This window comes from Dictyobacter halimunensis (assembly GCF_036245075.1).
This window is the reverse complement of sequence record NZ_BSRI01000001.1, coordinates 594,657-613,628: the sequence shown is the minus strand read 5'-3', so window position 1 is coordinate 613,628 and position 18,972 is coordinate 594,657. Positions and strand designations below refer to the sequence as shown.

Annotated in this window: 18 protein-coding genes; 8 read left to right on the top strand and 10 right to left on the bottom strand. The window is 51.5% G+C overall.

The window, feature by feature from the left end; all coding sequences use genetic code 11:
- Nucleotides 1-7: 7 nt before the first annotated feature.
- Entirely contained in the window at nt 8-727 is a 720-nt protein-coding gene (locus AABA21_RS02625; protein WP_338250990.1) for an ATP-binding cassette domain-containing protein, read from the bottom strand.
- Between the two features lie 215 nt (nt 728-942).
- A complete protein-coding gene (locus AABA21_RS02620; RefSeq protein ID WP_338247406.1) occupies nt 943-1,788 on the bottom strand; it encodes an ABC transporter transmembrane domain-containing protein in 846 nt (281 codons plus the stop codon).
- A gap of 397 nt (nt 1,789-2,185) precedes the next feature.
- Between AABA21_RS02620 and AABA21_RS02615 the strand changes: the two genes are divergently transcribed.
- From AABA21_RS02615 to AABA21_RS02585, 7 genes are all read left to right on the top strand, one after another.
- The gene (locus tag AABA21_RS02615) at nt 2,186-3,328 is read left to right on the top strand and encodes a PDZ domain-containing protein (protein WP_338247405.1); all 1,143 of its coding nucleotides are present in this window, start codon (nt 2,186-2,188) and stop codon (nt 3,326-3,328) included.
- 170 nt (nt 3,329-3,498) lie between these two features.
- Nucleotides 3,499-4,389, top strand: coding sequence for an RDD family protein (locus AABA21_RS02610; protein WP_338247404.1), 891 nt, complete (start codon nt 3,499-3,501; stop codon nt 4,387-4,389).
- A 518-nt stretch (nt 4,390-4,907) separates the two neighbouring features.
- A complete protein-coding gene (locus AABA21_RS02605; RefSeq protein WP_338247403.1) occupies nt 4,908-5,453 on the top strand; it encodes a TetR/AcrR family transcriptional regulator in 546 nt (181 codons plus the stop codon).
- Nucleotides 5,454-5,572: 119 nt separating this feature from the next.
- The gene (gene gabT / locus AABA21_RS02600; protein ID WP_338247402.1) at nt 5,573-6,877 is read left to right on the top strand and encodes a 4-aminobutyrate--2-oxoglutarate transaminase; all 1,305 of its coding nucleotides are present in this window, start codon (nt 5,573-5,575) and stop codon (nt 6,875-6,877) included.
- A 166-nt stretch (nt 6,878-7,043) separates the two neighbouring features.
- Nucleotides 7,044-7,595, top strand: a complete 552-nt coding sequence (locus tag AABA21_RS02595; RefSeq protein ID WP_338247401.1) for a hypothetical protein — start codon at nt 7,044-7,046, stop codon at nt 7,593-7,595.
- A gap of 128 nt (nt 7,596-7,723) precedes the next feature.
- On the top strand, nt 7,724-8,173 hold the full coding sequence (locus AABA21_RS02590) for a hypothetical protein (protein ID WP_338247400.1): 450 nt from the start codon (nt 7,724-7,726) through the stop codon (nt 8,171-8,173).
- Between the two features lie 41 nt (nt 8,174-8,214).
- Nucleotides 8,215-9,591, top strand: a complete 1,377-nt coding sequence (locus AABA21_RS02585) for a hypothetical protein (protein ID WP_338247399.1) — start codon at nt 8,215-8,217, stop codon at nt 9,589-9,591.
- Nucleotides 9,592-9,669: 78 nt separating this feature from the next.
- On the opposite strand, the gene AABA21_RS02580 is transcribed toward AABA21_RS02585, so the two are convergent.
- The 4 genes from AABA21_RS02580 to AABA21_RS02565 all read right to left on the bottom strand — a co-directional run bounded on the left by AABA21_RS02580 (nt 9,670) and on the right by AABA21_RS02565 (nt 13,578).
- Entirely contained in the window at nt 9,670-10,473 is an 804-nt protein-coding gene (locus AABA21_RS02580; protein ID WP_338247397.1) for an NAD(P)-dependent oxidoreductase, read from the bottom strand.
- A gap of 180 nt (nt 10,474-10,653) precedes the next feature.
- Nucleotides 10,654-11,043, bottom strand: coding sequence for a MerR family transcriptional regulator (locus AABA21_RS02575; protein WP_338247396.1), 390 nt, complete (start codon nt 11,041-11,043; stop codon nt 10,654-10,656).
- 93 nt (nt 11,044-11,136) lie between these two features.
- Entirely contained in the window at nt 11,137-11,955 is an 819-nt protein-coding gene (locus tag AABA21_RS02570; protein ID WP_338247395.1) for an alpha/beta hydrolase family protein, read from the bottom strand.
- 141 nt (nt 11,956-12,096) lie between these two features.
- On the bottom strand, nt 12,097-13,578 hold the full coding sequence (locus AABA21_RS02565; RefSeq protein ID WP_338247394.1) for a glucoamylase family protein: 1,482 nt from the start codon (nt 13,576-13,578) through the stop codon (nt 12,097-12,099).
- 429 nt (nt 13,579-14,007) lie between these two features.
- Here AABA21_RS02565 and AABA21_RS02560 point away from each other — a divergent pair, with 429 nt between their 5' ends.
- A complete protein-coding gene (locus tag AABA21_RS02560) occupies nt 14,008-14,646 on the top strand; it encodes an HNH endonuclease (protein WP_338247393.1) in 639 nt (212 codons plus the stop codon).
- 51 nt (nt 14,647-14,697) lie between these two features.
- On the opposite strand, the gene AABA21_RS02555 is transcribed toward AABA21_RS02560, so the two are convergent.
- From AABA21_RS02555 to AABA21_RS02540, 4 genes are all read right to left on the bottom strand, one after another.
- Nucleotides 14,698-15,213, bottom strand: coding sequence for a DUF4385 domain-containing protein (locus AABA21_RS02555; RefSeq protein WP_338247392.1), 516 nt, complete (start codon nt 15,211-15,213; stop codon nt 14,698-14,700).
- Between the two features lie 201 nt (nt 15,214-15,414).
- Nucleotides 15,415-15,861 (bottom strand): protease pro-enzyme activation domain-containing protein, encoded by a 447-nt coding sequence (locus tag AABA21_RS02550; protein WP_338247391.1) that lies wholly within the window; start codon nt 15,859-15,861, stop codon nt 15,415-15,417.
- Nucleotides 15,862-16,258: 397 nt separating this feature from the next.
- On the bottom strand, nt 16,259-17,128 hold the full coding sequence (locus AABA21_RS02545; protein WP_338247390.1) for a MerR family transcriptional regulator: 870 nt from the start codon (nt 17,126-17,128) through the stop codon (nt 16,259-16,261).
- Between the two features lie 184 nt (nt 17,129-17,312).
- Nucleotides 17,313-18,971: an FAD-binding oxidoreductase gene (locus tag AABA21_RS02540; RefSeq protein WP_338247389.1), complete on the bottom strand. Its 1,659-nt coding sequence runs from the start codon at nt 18,969-18,971 to the stop codon at nt 17,313-17,315.
- Between the last annotated feature and the right edge of the window lies 1 nt (nt 18,972).

Sequence of the window (18,972 nt, the reverse complement as noted above, 5' to 3'; positions counted from 1 at the left end):
GCCCTTTCTAATCCCGATCGGTTGCCAGTTCCGGCTGATTGGCGATGGAGTTGTCGGATGCCGGGGCTGTATGCAGTAAGCGTGAAAAGTGAGAGTTTGGATCTTTCTCCAGGTCTGCCCGTGTTCCCCACTCGCGTATGCGCCCGTTTTCCAGCAGCAAGATATCATCAACCCTTTGAATGGTCTTCAGGCGATGCGCGATTACCAGCGCGGTACGTCCAGCTAGCAGTTTATGGATGGCCTGCTCGATTCGATGCTCGGTAGCCGGGTCCAATCTGGACGAGGCTTCATCCAGAACGATGATGCCCGGATTGCTCAGGAAGACGCGTGCGAAGGCGAGCAATTGGGCTTCGCCCGCCGATAATCCTTCTCCGGCGGCTCCTATGATGGTATCCAGCCCATTTGGAAGGGTTGCCAGCCAACCGGACATCTCAACTTCAACCAGGGCTTGTTTGATCTGTTCATCTGAAATTGTGCTGTTGAAGAGAGTCAGGTTGTCGCGTACGCTGGCGTGAAAGATCTGTACCTCCTGCGTGACCATCCCGATGTGATGGCGCAGTGAGCGCAACTGCAGGGTTGGCAGGGGGTGATTACCTACACGGATCTCACCGGACTGGGGATCGTAGAGGCGGAAGAGCAGGCGGGATAATGTGCTCTTGCCGCTGCCCGTGCGGCCAACGATGCCCAGTATACGGCCAGACGCAAGGTGGAACGAGACCTCTCGCAATACCGGCTCATCCGCGACATAGCCGAACGTGACATTGTCAAAAGTAACGTCGAGCGCTGTATCAGGGCGCAGTTCTTGTTCCCCATCAATCAGGGCCGAACGCGTTTCGCGCAGCTCTTCGATGCGCCTGATGCATGCCTCGGCCTGCTGCAGATCCTGGAGCTGCTGCTGAATCTGTTGAATCGGCTGGGAAAGCTGATCGGTATATGAAAATATCAGGTAAACGGTCCCGATGGTGAGTGCCCCCTGTATCCATAGGGCTGTCCCAATAGAGAGGAGAGGACGCTGCCCAGGACGAAGAAGAACAGGGTGATGATACCCATGGTGACTTCCGCCGCCATCGAGCGACGAAAAATGGGAGACCATGTGCGCAGCAGCAGATAGAAGCGACGCAGCACATAGCCGGTAGCTCCGTTGGCGCGAATATCCTCGGTTCCAATCAGCCTCTCGCTGAGAAAGCCATACAGGGTGGTAGTGATCTGCCGACTCTCTTTCCAGAGGGGGACCGCGCGCCGGCGCAGATACATGAGGATGAGCAGCGCGCTACCAGAGAAGGCGACCATCGCCAGACCTACCCAGATGCTGATGGTGAAGAAGAGGACGAGAATGGCGAGTAGCAGCACCATGCTTGTGAGCAGGTTAATCACGAACTGTGAAAAGAAATTGGTCAGTGCATTGACGTCTCCATCGATGCGCTCGATCATCTCTCCTGCCGTACGGGATGTATGATAGTCCAGGTCCAGTGAGAGACAATGGGCCACCAGGTCGGTACGTAGCTGGTTAGTGGCTGTCCATGCCACATTCGTGTTGAGATAGGTGCTGGCAATGGAGATACCTTGCCGCGCCAGGGCTACACCTATGAACAGGAGCCCGGCAGCGATCAAGGAATTGTTTGCGCCATGGTAGATCGCGGTATCGATAAAATAGCGCAATATCTGTGGGTTAAGAAGCTGCAGACCAATGCTGATCAGTAGCGAGAAGGATAATAATAAGACATTTTTCCATTGCGGCTTGAGGTACGTGCTTAAAAGCAGCAGGTAGCGCTTGCGAAAGACGTGCATCGACCCCTCCTGATGAAGGTGATATGCGACAACATTCAACAAAAGCGCACGTAAAGTGCCGGGCTATTGTAACCGCAAATGCTTTCTGAAACAACGTCCAAATGAACGATGCGCAGGGATTGACAATTGTATTATAATAATAATGACAGGAAAAATGCTGTTTGAGCTCCTACTATGGCAGGATTTGCATTATTTATAGAATTCTCTTCGGCCATGTGACACCACCGCAAGTTGTTTTCCGTGTAATAGAATATCTGCGCTAATCCAGAGACGCACCCGCTAACAATCATATACTCCGTGCCCTGCCTATTTGTTGTGTGCTACTAAATTGTGTATTATGGCAATGTAAAGTGTTCATATCATGTTTTATGAGGCATTGTTGTGCAAAGGAGCCATAATGACTGTACAGCAGCATGGATGTATCTCGCTTTACCTGTCGCACGATCGGCCTTCTGTTGAACTTGAGGTACGCACCGATTGTGGCTACATACGTAAAGCGCGTTTTCTCGTTGACACTGCCGGGGGGGCGCTCATTATCACCGAAGCTCTGGCCCAGGATTTAGAGCTGGTTCTTGAGGATGAGACCGTATCATGTCTGGGGCAGCATATTTTTCGTCGTGTGCGTCCACCGCGTTTGCTCGTTGGTCCGTGCGAGCTTGAACTGGCGCAGGTATCTGCTTTAATGGCGGTGGGAACATATTCCCTTTTCCCTGGCGAAGATCTGGATGGTATTCTACCGGGATTTTTGCTAGCGCGTTATTGTGTACTCCTGGATTATACAATGGGTACCTTTTCACTTTCGTCTGGTAGCGCTATGGCTACGCGCGGTGAGCCGGTGCCTATCTCGTTTCACTCCAATAGTTATTTTCCACGCGTTGAGGCCACCGTTGGTGGTGAGCAATATAGCTTACTGCTGGATACAGGTGCCTCGTGTACCATGCTATCTGATGTTGTGATGGGCAAATGGATGCAGCAGTTTCCCGCCTGGCCCCGGGCTAGCTGTGCGGTGGGCGCCGCCAACATGGGGGTGCCAGGAGAAGAGCATGCCACGATGATGCGTGCCCCACTTATGACTATGGGGTCAGTATTACTCAGAAATATCACCGTCGTCTCTCACCCGGATAGCGTATTTGGGGAAGCTCACTCGGAGCATATGACCGCTCCTATTATGGGGGCCTTGGCTGGCAACGTGCTCAGGCAATTCAGGATAGAGATCGATTATATGCATGCAATGTCCTACTGGGAGTGGAACGATGATGCGTATCCATACGATATGGACATGGTGGGATTGACGCTCGCCCTTAATGCCGATCGCTCCTATCGTATTGCCGCGATCTCGGATGGCAACTATGCCTGCGTCCGCCGATCGGTGCGGGTGGGGGATCGCCTGTTGCAGGTTAACGGCCTGAAAATGACGGGCCTGCCGTTATCGATGGCGGTGGATGCTCTGCGCGGGAGCCCGGGACAGCGCCACACCCTCCTGCTCGAACGCGAGGGTGAGCTACGCAGCGTCTCCGTGGCGACGGCGCGCATCGTTTGATCTCGCATCGCCCTTTCATTATTCAGGTAATCTGGGCGATCACTGGAACGTCGGATGGTTGCCATATTGGAGTTTCGTGTCTAAAATGCTTGCCTGTTTGAGTATAATAAGGGGGCGGCAATGTAATTGGCAGGCATCTATTTAAGATTTTCTCATAGAAGAGAGCACTCATGCAAACTGACGGTGCGGTTGGCACAAAACCCGGTCCCCCAGCAATAAGGATACGTGTATTTTTCACGCGTGTAGGCGCGGCTATCATTGACTTCATCATTCTTAGCAGTCTTCAAATCTGGATCAGTGCTATATTTGGTGTCGCAGATCCCGCTCCAGGCAACAATTACTCGTTTGACGGAGATGGTTTTAGCCTGACCTTTGGGGGGATCCCTTTCATTCATCCCATCTGGTTGTATGTAATCGCTTTTATCTATTTCTTCGTGCAGGAAACCTTATTTGGCACCACCATCGGTAAACTGTTGTTCGGGCTGCATGTTACCGGTATGCGGGGGGAGCGCCTGAGCTGGCTGGCAGCTTTGTGGCGTAACCTGTTACGCTTTCTTGACATGCTGCCTTTGTGTTATATTATTGGCCTTTTCTCCTGCTGTCTATCCCATGGCTTCCAGCGCGTTGGCGATCGCGTGGCTCACACCCTTGTCTTGCCGATTAAAGGTACTCCGATCGCTTCGTATCCAATCCAGACGATGCTGAAGCGCTATGTGGCCCTCTGTGTTGTTGTGCTGGCTCTGGCCGGTTTTAGCCTCAATTATATGTACTACTATCGGCCCCCACTGGACATACAGGGCTGGGTTAACACCAACAATGCATACCAGTTTACCTCCTCACAGACGGTCCCCCCTTGTGGAAAAGTGAGCCGGCAGGCTGATGATATCGTCGTCAATCGTCACATTCGCTTATTGCAGACAAAGGCCCCCACGTGGAATGGGGATACGGTAACGTATCCGATCGTGTACTCGGATACGGTTACCTGTACCGCGCATATCACCCTTAACTGGCATGGTTTCTTGCATGGCTGGTCCGTTTCTACCGCGCGTATCGATGGCTAAAGCACCCGTTTTTTCGGATTTTTGCAAAATCCAGAACTCTGATACCAGACATTGTGCTGAATCGTCTCAAAACATGAGTCCAGAGCCTTTATCTCTGGACGATAGATGTGGTTTGTAGTGCGATGGTTAGCACATACGAGGTCAAGGGAATGAAACAGCAGTTTTCGGGCTTCTGGCATTTGTGCAGAGATACCATTGTCATACCTATCGCGAAATCGGCTTTGTACTATTTTTGTTTTTTTCTCTTTGTTGGGTTCGCCGCCTTCTTCTTTTTACTGATCTGGGGATCCACCGTCACAGGCCTGGTATCGGTTCTTTCGCACATTCATTCGGTCCCGTGATGCTGGTACCTGGTTATGCCAGCACGCGTCGCGCTAACCTGCTCTAGTACTAACAGGTGTGATTTTTTTTGTTATCACAACGTGTATACTTTTGTATATGCGTTGTTTTTTTTCTCAATGTTAATGAACATACAAGTTTGAATTGGGACGCTGCGGTTCCAGAGGAGATACAGATCTATGGCTATGGATCGAGAGACTATCCAGGATATTGCTATAAAGACGCTCATTTCCAATAACGCTGCTTCGATGCATGATATTGCTATGGCGGCCGGCATTGGCCGTACTACGCTGCATCGCTACTACGCAAGCCGGGAAGAACTGTTGCGTGCCCTGATCGCCAGCTGCTTTGACGAAATTGAGCAGATTGTAACGATCAGCCATATAGGACAGACCCCGGCTTCAGAATCGCTGGAAAACCTCGTGCTGACACTGGTTCCGATTGGACATCGCTTCCATTTTTTGATCGGGGCCTGGCCCTTTGACAATAGCGATGAAGATTTTAAAGCCAGGGAGGTCCGTTTACTAGGGCAATTTGAAACCCTGGTTCAGCGTGGACAGGGTGAAGGCACGTTTCGTAGTGACCTCCCCACGCGTTGGATTATTGATACGATTACTGCCATGCTGTTTATGGCCTGGGAAAGTATCTCTGAAGGGTATACGGCGCCACGCGATGCCTCTAGATTCGTGCTGTCAACGCTACGGCAGGGCATCGGGACCAGGTAGTAGTGAGGACCTTCTTTGTCATCCTGAATACTATTGAATAAAAAAGCTTCTTTGTTTATATTTGCTGATGAACAAGTCTGGTTAGATAACCGAAATATATACGAAGGTGGGAAAACAGTATGCTCAGCAATCAATCGCGTACGGCCGCGTTACAAGAGCTCCGGCAGCAACATGTCCCTCGAGGCGTGTCCAACGCGCATCCAATTTTTGCGGCACGGGCGCAGGGGGCGCGCCTCTGGGACATTGATGGGAAAGAGTATGTGGACTTTGTGGGTGGTATTGGGGTTCTCAATATAGGTCATAATCATCCACTGGTCATGCAGGCGGTGCAGGATCAACTGGCGAACTTTACCCATACCTGCTTTCAGGTTGTGATGTATGAGCCATATATACGCCTGGCCGAACGCCTGAACGAGCTGGCGCCGGGCGACGATCCCAAGAAGACGATCTTTCTGACGACAGGTGCCGAGGCCGTTGAGAATGCGATTAAGATTGCTCGCGCCTCAACGCAGCGGCCCGCTGTCGTCTCGTTTACCCATAGCTTCCATGGTCGTACCCTGCTCGGCATGAGCCTGACGGGCAAGGCTTCCGCCTACAAGCAGCGCTTTGGACCTTTTGCCCCCGAAGTGTATCATGCGCCCTATCCTTACGAATATCGTGGATGGAGCAGCGAACGGTCCCTGGAAGCCTTGCAGGAGCTTTTTCAGACCGATGTGACGGCTGACCAGGTGGCGGCCGTGATTATTGAGCCTGAGTTGGGTGAAGGAGGATTCGTAGCGGCTCCGTCCAACTTTTTGCGCGAGCTAAGACGCATTACAACTGAGCATGGTATCTTGCTGATCGCGGATGAAATTCAATCCGGCTTTGGGCGTACCGGCAAGTTCTTCGCCATTGAGCATAGCGGTGTTGTCCCCGATATGATTACGGTCGCCAAGAGTCTGGCGGGTGGCTTTCCCCTCTCAGGTGTCATTGGTAGGGCCGAGGTGATGGATGTGCCAGCGGGAGGCGGATTGGGAGGTACCTATGCTGGCAATCCGGTCGCCTGCGCGGCTGGACTGGCCGTGCTCGATGTTTTCGAGCAGGAGCAGATTTTATCCCGTTCTGTCGCGCTGGGAACCCGCTTCCGCGAACGCTTCCTGACGCTCCAGCAAGAGGTATCATTCATTGGCGATGTGCGCGGCCTGGGTATGATGATCGCACTCGAATTTGTGCGCCATCCTGAGACCAAAGAGCCCGCCCCCGAACTGGTAGACCGTATTATCGCAGAGGCGCGTACGCAAGGAATTCTGTTGCTGAAGGCTGGCCTATATGGCAATGTTCTGCGCATCCTCGTGCCGCTAGTGATTGAGGAAGAACTTGTTGGCCGGGCTTTAGATACGCTCTGCGCTATCATCCGCGCTACGTCAGGCCGGCAATCAGTCTGATCGATAGCTGTTATGCAAGCTTTGTAATGTGAGATTGGCTCTCTTTGGGTCAATCTCACATTTATTGTATATAGAATTATATCTATAATTTATCGCTAAACAGGCATGGAGCGTGGTAAACTGAGGGTGATATTTTAAGGTTGATTATGCTGGAGAAAGTGGATCTATGCAGCGGCAAGAGATAGAGAAATATTTGCAGGAACTAGGCGATGAGTTGGAGCGGCGTGGCTTTCAATCGCCGGTGCGCGTGATGATCGTGGGTGGGGTAGCGATGCTATTGCTGGCTGCCAACCGTGAGTCCACCGAAGATGTGGATGTGGTCTTGATGGATATCGAAGGCGATAGCTCAACCAATCCAACCCCTGAAACCAAGGCGTTTAAGTCGGCTGTGAATGCTGTCGCGAAAAAGCATCAGATGAAGCGAACCTGGATTAATGATGACGTGGCCTATTTTATTCGCGATATGGCGCCCAATCCGGGAGCGACGTTATGGCATGAGTATAAAAAGCTGCATGTATACCTGCCTTCGAAGGAATATATTCTGGCCCTCAAATTGATGGTGTATCGCCCAAAAGATATGCTTGACATTGAGGCGCTGCTCAAGCAGTTGCAGATAACGACACGAGACCAGGCCCAGGAGATTGTCGATCGTTTTATACCTGATACCGCCTGGCAGGATCACTATCAGTTTCAGGATACCCTGGACGAATTATTTTAACCGCGTGGGATGCGCTGAGAACTGCGTGTACGAGCTTCGATGATTGATATTCGTACGTGCGCCCACTGCAAATTTTTTGTTTCGCATGTTACAATACCTGTAGACGATCAACAGAAACAAGGTGGCCAATGAAGACATGTACTGAACTGCAGACAATCTCAGTTTCTTATCGGGAGATCTGTGAGGGGGCCGAACCATGGCTTCCCCTGGGTAATTTCATGAACGACTTTTTCGGAAATTATCCAGATCGCAAGCTAGAATTATTGCAAGATCCCATCCATGAGCCAGCGGAGCCAACGGAAGATGAGCATCGCTGGGCTGTCTTTTGCGTTGCCTCCGTTGAATATCTGTGCCAGAAATATGAGCTTCCTGTACCCGCCTGGGTAGCGGAACTGGCATATGCTCCTTTGCCCGAGCCCTGGTACCATTCGAAGATGGCATTTAAACCTGCCGTTCAGGAGCGGTTGAAGCGCGAGACGCCATCGTCTTTCACCAGGTACAACATCTATTGCGGTAGCAGGGTGTTCGCCAATAAATATGAGCTGGCCGCGGAACTGCGTCAGCGCCAATCCGCTTAATTACCACGGCGAGCGACTGCATGGATAGTAATGCGCACGCTATGGTTCGTTCGGATGCGACAGGTAGCCAGCCTGATGTTGTTGCTTTGACAACTCGAGAGGAACGCGTCGCCTCAACCTCCCTTCGTTCATGGCGTGCCCTTGTACTTATTATCCTGGTCTGCCTCGGCTTTACGCTACTGACCTTTTGCATCCATTTTGTACACGTTTCAAGTGTACCCTCTTCTTATCCCTTTGCGCAGGAAGCGGCCCCCTCTATCAGCTTCACTATTGCACCAGAGGGGTATTCAGGGCAGCATTTTATTTATCTGGCCAATGGTTGGCTACAGGGCCATCTCTATGTAGATGCGCCTCCTCCCCACGATGCGGGTGATTATACATTCTGGCATGGACACTGGTACGTGGCGTTTCCACCGTTGCCAGCGGTCTTTTTTCTACCATTGGTTGCGATCTTTCACTACAGCCATCAATTTGCTATGTCGGTGGGCGTTGAGTTTACATTTGGTATCGTCAATATCATGCTCGCATTTCTGGTATTACGCCGACTGGTCAAGCAGGAGGTAGTGAAGCTCTCTTTCTCCAGTGTGGTCTGGCTGCTGGTTTTTTTCGTATTTGGCACCGAACTGCTATACGTTTCTATGCAGGCGAGCGTCTGGTTTCTGGCCCATGTTGTCGCGACCACCTTCCTTTTGCTGCATGTATTAGAACTGCTGGGTAAGCGTCGTGGCTGGCTGGCGGCTTTCTGGCTTGGCCTGGCCGCGTTCTCGCGGAGTACCGCGTTACTGATCTTTCCCTGCTATCTCCTGTTGATCTTTCTGCAGGAACGACACCACACCTGGCTTATATTGAAGAAGTGCGCTACGTTTAGCGTGGTGCTGGCCCTTTTTGTTGTAGGGATGCTGTTCTACAACCTGGTGCGTTTTGGTTCCTGGCTGGACTTTGGCTATCTGAGCATGAACGTGAATCCACGTGTGGCTGATGATCTGCATCAATATGGACAGTTTAGTTTGCATTTCCTGGCAACGAATTTTTACTATATGCTGATTCAGCCGCCCCTACCTATGCGTGGGCCGCCATTTGTACGCTTTACTCCGGTTGGCACAGGCATTTTCTGGACCATGCCGGCGCTCTATAGCATGGTGCGTACCTTTGTGGTGCGTTCCCGAAGCTATCTGGCCTGGAGCTTGCTGGCAGGCGCTATTTTACCCCTGATCGCCCATTTACTATACTTCAACACGGGCTGGTTTCAGTTCGGCTATCGCTTTTTCGTCGATATCCTGCCGCTGGCCTTTGTCCTGGCAGTGATGGGCTTCCATGCCAGGTTGCGCTGGTACGAGTGGGGAATTATCCTGCTCTCGATCGCCATCAATGTCGGGGGATTGCTTGAATATACTTACCTGCAGTTTCTTTTTTATTGATATGTGTGGATTCCAGATCGCAAGCAAGTATGGGCGCGGCCCGCTCGCATTTCCCGGATCGCGCCCATACCAGCAAGACTAGTTTTGCAAGAGATCGTGCAAGGTATTGGCAATGGGGGTGGGCTCTTCCACCTGCTGCGCTGTTCTCTTGAAGAGACCAATGTCCTTCAGCGGGATCGGGCTCTGGAAAGGAGGCGACTTCTCGGCAATCCTTTTGCCATAGCTTTGATAGATGGGGGCGCTGAACAGCGTGCTTGTCAGCATGTCAATGACTGCCTTTGGATCGACCCCGTTCTTCCCAACCATCGTGAGCGCTTCGCTTATCGAGCGTCCCGCTGAAACAATCAGGAAGTTGCCAGCGATCTTGACAATATTTGCCGCGCCGGCCTCTTCACCAAAGTCGAAGATCCCCTGCGCTCCCATCGCCTCCAGGATCGGCCGAACGCGTTCTTTGGTGCTTTGAGGGCCAGTAAAGGGAATCCAGAGCTGTCGAGCGAGGGCTGCCTCAGGTCTGCCGAAGATAGGTGCCTCGACATAGGCACAGCCATGTTTAGCATGGATGGCCGCCAACTTCTTTGACGTTTCAGGCAAGACGGTGCTCATCGCGATGTGGATGCTACCTGGCCCCAACTGCTCTAAAAAACCAGCGCTCATAACGACGCTTTCCAGTGCCGCATCATCCCACACAAGGGTCACAACGATCCCCCCGGACGTCACGGCATCAGCTGGTCGGTCCATCAGTTTCGCTCCTTGAGCAACCAGTGATTCCGCTTTACTCGCGGTGCGATTGTAGACGTGGAGAGAATATCCTGTGTTGAGGAGATTGGTTGCTATCGGTAGCCCCAGTTGTCCAAGCCCAATAAATCCGATCGTTTCGCTCATCTTGATCGCTCCTTTTGTTTGAATGTTGTGCAGATCCCAAAAACATAACGTTAACGTCATGTTCTGTTAAAAAAAAGCCTGCTTGAAAAGCCAGTGAGATTCTCCTTCCCCTTGATTACTTCTCCTGAATGGGTAGAGTGTCAAAGTTGACGTTAACGTCATGTTCAGGGCAAAAAAGGACTAACGTTGTTCCTGTTCCTCTAACCAGCGCTCGAAGCGTTCGATGTTGCCCTGTAGTTCAGCGCGAAATTGCTGGAGCGCGCCAATCTTCTGATTCGCTTCAGCCAGGTGTTGGCGCAAGATGTCCAGAACCTTCTGCTTGGGCTGTATCCCGCTGGGATCAGTGAAGTACAGGTCGATGACATCACGGATCTCATCCAGGCTGAGCCCTAGCTTCTTTAACTGGTCAATCTTCCGCAGGCGGGCAAGTGTTTCCTCGCTGTAGTAGTGCTGGCCATGCCCTTCACGCTCACCGGGAGGGAGCAGTCCAATGCTCTCGTAATAGCGAACGGTACGTGGGGTTACCCCTGCCCGCTCTGTTAGATCACCTATACGCATGCGGTCATTCATTGTTCAACCTCGAATGTTACGTTAACGTCATGTTTATATGGTACAATCGCGGCCGGGTTTTGTCAAGGGTTGCGGATACGTAGGCCTGTCATGTTAACCCAACAGGCGTTTGATCCCTTTGACGGTGAGCTGCCAGGCTTCTGAGTTAGGATCGATCAGTATAAAGTGGTCGGCCTCTGGTAATTCCAATAGCTGAACGTTATCTCCGGTCGCACTGGCTTTGTGAGCGTAGCTCCGGCTAATACTGACGGGCACAATGTCATCAACGCTACCATGGACCAGTATCTGAGGGATACCTGATGGCAGCAAGGCTGCTGGTGACGCCTGTGCGTAGCGTGCAGGTTGTTCTGATGGACTGCCCTGTAGTAATTCTTGTACCACATTCTGGCTGAGCCGAAGTTGCCATGCCTGCTCCAGATCAACGACACCCGCCTGGCTGACGACCCCTCTTAATCTTAACGGCGTCTGGCTGGTATTGATTTCGCTGTCGGAAGGTAACAGGTGGCGGCAAGCTAGCCAGCAGGCCAGGTGTCCCCCAGCGGAGTGGCCTACAGCAACGACGCGCCGTATATCCAGGTGATAGCTTGAGTCCAACTTGTTCAGGTAATCTGTGGCGGCTGCGACATCCAGAAACGTGCCTGGCCAGGCGCCACCGGGATTGCCGATGCGCCGGTATTCGATGTTCCAGGCGGCGATACCCTGCGCGACCAGATTCTGAGCGAGACCCTGCATCAGCGTCAGATCGTATGCCTTGCGCCAGAAGCCGCCATGTATCAACTCTACCACTGGGTGCGGTCCAGGTCCCTCCGGTACATACAGTTCACTATACTGGAAAGGATTACTGCCGTAAGCCAGCCTGTGAAAAGATGTAGTGGTTGCCTGATGTGGGAACTGTTCTGAAGATCTGCTCATCTCTCTTTACCTTAGAAGTTAATTTTCACCATCCATCTTACCACAGATCCAATGGAAGTCTCACCGAGGTATATAAATAGCCGCGTGATACACAGACACATGTGTATCACGCGGCCTATCGAGTTTGAAGATGCCGTATGTTTACGGCAGCGAGAATTTCTCTTGAGAGAGATAGGGTTTGTTCGCGGCAATGATGGGATCGTTGGCGAAGTGGCTCTGCATACGATTGTTGAGCAGGGCGTTATCGAGAGCGGACAGGATCATGGCCTGGTCCAGCACCAAGTAGCGGTGTCCGACCTGTCCAGTGACTGGATTGACGCTGTCATAGAAGCCGTAGCGGCTGTAGATACCGGGATAGCGCTGTCTTAACTGCTGAATGTTTTTGAATGCCTCCTGTGGCGTAACGGTTAACGTCAGGAACGAGGCATGGGGCGTGACAGCCGTTTCGTCGTAGGGGCAGCAGTTTTTATTGGATGCCATGTTGCGTGCGCCATAGGCATCGTAATTTCCGGTATCATCCGGGGTGCTGGCTGGAGAGAGTCCCCAGACTGGATAGTGTAGAGTCTGCGTGGCATAGGCCTGCTGTGCCCTGGCATAAAGCTGATCGTTGAGACCAAAGCTATGTGGTCCCCACGAGGTCTCGGGGATGACCAGATTATTCATCAACCCCTCGAACATACTCCCGCCCCAGCTGGGTACGAAGTTGATGCCGTTCGTTGTGTAGTGACCCTCGAAGACCGTAAATGGCTTGCCTGATTGTGGATCGTTATAGGTGGCATTGTAGCCCTGTGGCGTCTGCCCCTGCCAATCAAAGTTGGCGGGCAATGTACGCCAGGTGCGCCACCAGACATCACCGGGCATACGATGGGTACCGATGCCGATATATGCCGCGATACGCGTCTCCGCGTTGAGCATGCCGTAGTGGAAGGTGGCCGGTCCCTGGTCAGCGTTGTAGCCGCCATACATCTGCCCGGCGGTATCGCTCTGGCTCTGATCTCCATTATCATAGAAGATACCAAAGTCCATCGCACTGAGTAGCGCCGTGGCTCTGGGGGCCAGGGCCGGAAAAACGTTTCTGACGGCGATCAGCCCGGTCGCATACCATGCGCTGTCCACGGTTGAGATAAAGGCTCCGGTGGCTGGTTGTCCTTCCTGATCAGTACCACCTGGACCCGAGATGCGATGTCCGTTGGTGGTGTCATACCAGCTAAAGAGAAAGCCGTGCCACTTACTGAGCTTTTCAACCTCGCTAAGCAGCGCATTGGCGCGTTTGAGTGCATCGACTTTATTGACAAAGCCAAGATCCTGAGCGTTGACGATGCTCCAGAAGGCGACGCCAATATTGGTTGGCGAGGTATAAGTTCCTCGGGCCGGTGCGCCATCGAAGCCGATATTATCCATTGGCAGATGGGTCGTAGGATCGGCGTCGGCGTCAAAAAACTGCCAGGTGTGGTGAGCGATCGCGTAAAGCTGTGCTTTTTGCGCGATCGTAAGCGTGTCTGATGGGGTCTTGGAGGCGTGGGTAGGCATTGGTGCTGCGAACGCTGCGGCTGGAGTGAGTACAGCGCTCAAACAAACAATGCCGCATAAAAAGCATCCAATGAGCAAACGTTTGAATTTCAAGGCAATTCTCCTCTGGCTTTGAGGCTCATCCTGTCAAATAAAGATTGAATGGATTTTTACATAAATCACTCAATAGAGCTGGCAGCGACAGGATTGAACTTGCTTGTTTTTATTGATGGTTTGTGCCTGGATATATAATAGAAGTATAGGTAACATAAAAATTATATTGGTGAATTTGTGGCAAGTCAAGCTCAGCATTATTTCTGCGCAAATATTTTCATGATTGATGGGTGAATTTTCCACTATAAAATAAAAGCTGCCCCAAATGGTGAATGAGACGGATAGGCCCGATAGGGAGAACATGCCCAAAAAATCTAAAAATCGTCCTGATTCGTAATATATGTACGTGATAAGGTTGTGTTATTATTACTGTTGAGCTACAGCGGGCTAATCGGGTCTTATTGAGGTAGAAGTTATATGAAAAAAAGCATGCTATATATTGTAGGTATGATCGCGCTGGCTTTTTTGCTGGCGGGTTGTACCGTTTCCGTTGGGAATGGGGGCGCATCCAGCTCTAGTAATGGGTCGTCTTCCAATGGAAATAGCTCGAATGGGAGCAGTTCGAGTGGGAGTAGTTCGAGCGGTGGAAATTCTGCCCAGGTACCTGACATTGGACATCGGAGCAAGACCTCTGGATGCCAGGCGCAGGGAGGATTGCAGGATAAGCAATGCACGCCCGGCGCGATTTTCCCCAATGCTACCGCCAAACAAATCTGTAAATCAGGATACTCTAAATCTGTCCGCAATGTGCCTGTAAGTGTCAAGAATGAAGCCTATTCCGAATATGGCATCACCCATCACACCACCGGCCAGTACGAGGTAGATCACCTTATCAGCCTGGAACTGGGCGGTTCCAACGATATCGCCAACCTGTGGCCGGAGGCCGCATCGCCCAAACCAGGCTTCCACCAGAAAGATGCAGTGGAAAACTACCTGCACAGCCAGGTGTGTAGCGGCAAAATGGATCTGCGTACCGCCCAGACCAAGATCGCGACCGATTGGTTAAGCGTGTATAAGCAAATGGGTTCGCTTTCTTCCAGTGGCGGTTCGAGTACAGGTAGCGAATAGATATCTATGGGCCATCCCGAACTTTTGCAAAAGTTCGGGATGGCCCATAACTTACCTTTTCTTTTCATGCGTTTGTTGATGGTGTTTCTTTAAGCGCTGATAGTCGGCATCGTTTTTTGCCTGCAAGTAGATTGCATAAAAGATGCGCGCCGACTCTGCTTTTTCATCATCATGCATGCGTGGAAGAACACGCTTTCTTGCCTCCTTGACTTTTTGGCCTGTTTCTTCTTTTTGTGGATTGGCCTGATATTTGCGTCCACTATGGTGATTGGCATAGCGACGTGAGCGCGTATACCCCATCTGTAGAAATTTTCTTGCCATATCCATGCCCACAAAATCGTTCTTCTGCTTGTAATCCAGAAAGAGCTGATATATTTTGTCAGCTGACTGCCGGGCGTCCTGGGGAGTTTTGAAGCGCCAGTGGGGCAGAATCTCTGATTTATACGGCTCGACCAGTAGGACTCCCTGTTCACCTCGGCCAACTTGATATAACTCAGGGTGCATCCGGAAGTCTATCTGCTTGAAATCTTGCGCATAATCAAAGGACTTGCTGTTTACTGGTTTCATTGCCGTCTCCCTCCCACTTCTAATTACTCAATTGTGCATGCTGGCTATGTCAGCATCTTTCGTATTGGCTGATGGGTTGCTTGCCAGTCAATTCTGGCATCCAAGATGTCCGGGACATGCCTTAGCGGGTAAGAGGAAAAGCCATGGCAGCCGCACAATATATGCGAAGGTGCCATGGCTTCTGGAAAAGAGACGATCTAATCAGGACCGTGGTGGAATTAAGATGCCGATGGTATCCATAGTGAAATTGTTCTGTGGATAACTGTCTTTATCGACGTTAAATTGCACCACCCTGTCTACTGCGTCAGATGTGGGACCAAACTCGTTGGTGAATTGTTGGGAGGTTAAGAAGGCTCGATAGAATGGTGAATGGGGCTGATATTGTGCCGCAAGTAATGACTTCAGATTATCTGAGTTATACAGCTTCAAGCTTACCGCGAGGTGAAGTATATTTCCAGGATCCGTTGGGGAGATGTGGTTTCCATGCTGTAGTACAGGAATTACATGTCCTGGAATAACCTGGAATGCTTTCTGTGTCCGATGACCAACCGCCAGCGTGTGCGTGACGTGGCTAGTTGTTCCAGACATGATGAGCATCAGCATGGTTACCACAGCCAGGAGCATACTACGATGTAGTGTTTTCTTCATGCAGATATCCCTCCCAGAAATTTAGTCATTGTGAAATAATCAAATGAAGGGCCTCTTTCTATATCATTTTAAATGTAAAAAGAAACTTATTGTGCAAATATTAATTGTATGAGAATATAATATAATAGATGCTTTGAATGAGCTGAATAGAGCAACTAAATTAATCCCGCAGCTCGAGCAGACAGTAAAGAAGGAATGTACTGTCAGAGAGCAAAATTTCGCCAGGTATGACTACCTTTTTTGAAGAGGAGAGGAGGAAAGAAAGGGATTGAATGTGGTTATACATTGGCTGATAAATTGCACGCAAAAAAGCTTGATTTTTCGCCTATTTTCAGGTATACTTTATAGGTAAGTTTGAGGAACTGCTCTTAGCAGTTCCTCTTTTTCGGTTTTGGCGCTAAATTATACGCTTATATGCTGCAGGCGGCTCCGTTGTTATAGTATTTGTTCGTGAGATAGGAAATTGTAGTTCAACGATAAAATTGGCTGGCTGCATCTGAGGATCATGTTGTAGCGGTCGCTGGCGTACCGGTCCTATGTGACGATATCCATTTTCCTCTATCCAATGGTGCATCGTGATAAAAGCCTTACCCAGGGCTAGATCATTGCCTTTGTGGATGGTGCTGGCTACCAGACTGCCGGACAGTGTTTGAATCTTGACCTGTTCATTGCCGACTACTGGCTGGCGCAGAGGGATAGCAACCTCTAAATCGACGAATATCTCACCATCATATTGTTGGTGGCGCGAGTGCCATATTACTAGCTCTGGCAATAGATAGGATGCTCTTTGCTGATCCAGGTATGCAATTACGACTTGATATAGTCGGCCTTTTTCATGTCCTCCTGGTAATCGTCTGTCACGCGCTGAGGCAACAAGTAACGGCTCCGCATATTTGATTACTACCTCGTAATCTGGCATTATCTCCTCCTTTTCAAGCTGACGTATGCGAGCAGCGATGCGTGTCAGGCGTGCCTGCTCCGCCTCGATCACCTGCTGAACGCTTGCCTGTTTGCGCTCAAAGAGGACACGCAACTGCTCCAACGAGAGATCTCCAGCGAGTAAGCAAGCGATCTGCTCTAATGGAAAGCCAAGGTCCTTGAGTGCCAGAATTCTGTTCAGGCGCGGTAGCTGCTCCAGTGTATAGTAGCGATAGCCTGTATCTGCATCGAGCATCGATGGCTTGAGTAAGCCACAGGAATCATAGTGGCGTAGCGTCGCGACTGATACCTGGCCGAGCCGCGCAAATTCACCAATTTTGAGCATCATCTTCTCGCTTCATTTGTTTTTCCTCAGGGTTTAGTTTTTGTACCCAATTGAGTTCTTGATCGGGCCTTCTGGTAGAGCATACACCCTCAGGTTAGTGGAGAGTCAAGCATGTTCGGGATGTGGGAGGCTGCGTAAAAGTGGAACAGGGTAGCCCCTCGAGTACAGAAGCTACCCTGTTTGTTTATTAGTGAGGCAACGGAATGCTTTGCTTGAAGTGGAAAAGATTTTTGGGATCGTAGGTGGCTTTGACCTGCTGGAGCCGCGCCAGGTTGGTTCCGTAGTATGCTTGCTGCCAGTTGGATAGGGATGGATCGATATAATTCTGATAGGCCGAGCCAGAGGCGTAGCCGCGCATGGATTGCCAGGTATTGCTGAGCCAGGCGCGGTTCTGCGCGATGACCGTATCGGAGGCGCCGACATCCCAGTTGGCGTTATATTGGATCGAGAAGAGCATGTTGCGGTGGGCAAATGCCGTGGCGTCCGAAGCTACGCGATTGATCGCGCCCCCATGTGCATCCATGCCGATCCCTCCCGTGCCAGGGGTGGACGATTGCTGATATTGCGTGATGGCGTTGACCAGCGAGTTGATTGCCTGAGTGGACAGCGGTTTCGCGATGTAGTCTGATTTGGCCGCGTACGAGTCGCGTTCAATCTGCCCCTGAGGACTCTGGCTGGGCAGGCGGCACTGGCTGACAGTTTTGTTGGAACAGCCTGCTTCATAGAGCATGGTATCCAATAGTCCAGAATTGGAGGCGTAACGGGTGGTGGGGGCTATCCCTAGCTTGTTGATCAGGTTCTGCAATTGCTGGTTAAGGGCATCGACGCCTCCAACGTAGACGCCGTTGACTAATACCCTTGGGGTGCCGCTTTTATCAACAGTGTTGAGGAGCAGGCAGTTGGACCACAGTTCATCAGGTGCCTGCGGAGCCCAGTTCTGCCAGGAGTTGACCACGGCGGTAGCATCGCTCCAGCTCCAGCCAAGGGTAAAGATCGCCAGCGAGTCGACCGGGTGGGTTTGGAAGGTGAATGAGGTAACGACGCCGAAGTTGCCACCACCACCGCCACGCAGGGCCCAGAAGAGGTCGGCGTTTTGATTGGCATTGCAGGTAACGATGCGTCCGTCGGCCAAAACGACCTGCGCTGAAACCAGATTGTCGCAGGTCAGGCCAAACTTGCGTCCGAGCACGCCTACGCCGCCTCCCAGGGTCAGACCAGCCACGCCCACGGTCGGACACGAGCCGGCCGGGATGACACGTCCCTTCTGAGCGAGGGTTGCATAAACATCGATCAGCTTGGCTCCACTGCCGATGGTGGCGTTTCCACTTCCGCTGTCTACGGTAATGACATTCATGCGACTGACATCGAGCAGCAATCCGGTCGTGGTTGAATATCCCCCATACGAGTGGCCACCGGAGCGGGCGGTTACCGGCAGGTTAAAGCGGCTCACGAAGGACAGGCAGTTCTGCACATCTTTGGGTGAGGCACAATAGGCTACACCTGCTGGTTTGATGCCATCAAATTGCGGATCAAAGAGCTGGTGTGCGGTCGCATATTGCGGATTGTTTGGGCGTATCAGCGTACCCTGTAGACTCTTGCCCAGGTTGGACCAGTCGGCTTCGCCGAGCACAGGTGGTCTGGTAGGTGTAGGTTTAGCTGTGGGAGTGGATGTGGCCCGGGGTGTAGCGGTTGCGGCTCGGGGCGTAGTGGTCGTGTTGGCGCCGGGCTGTGATTGGCAGGCGCCTAATAATACAGGGAGACTGCCCATGGCACACAGTGAAAGAAAGCTGCGCCGATTCATCTGTCCATCCTCTAGCCAACCCGCCTCTTGCGTATATTTCTTCATT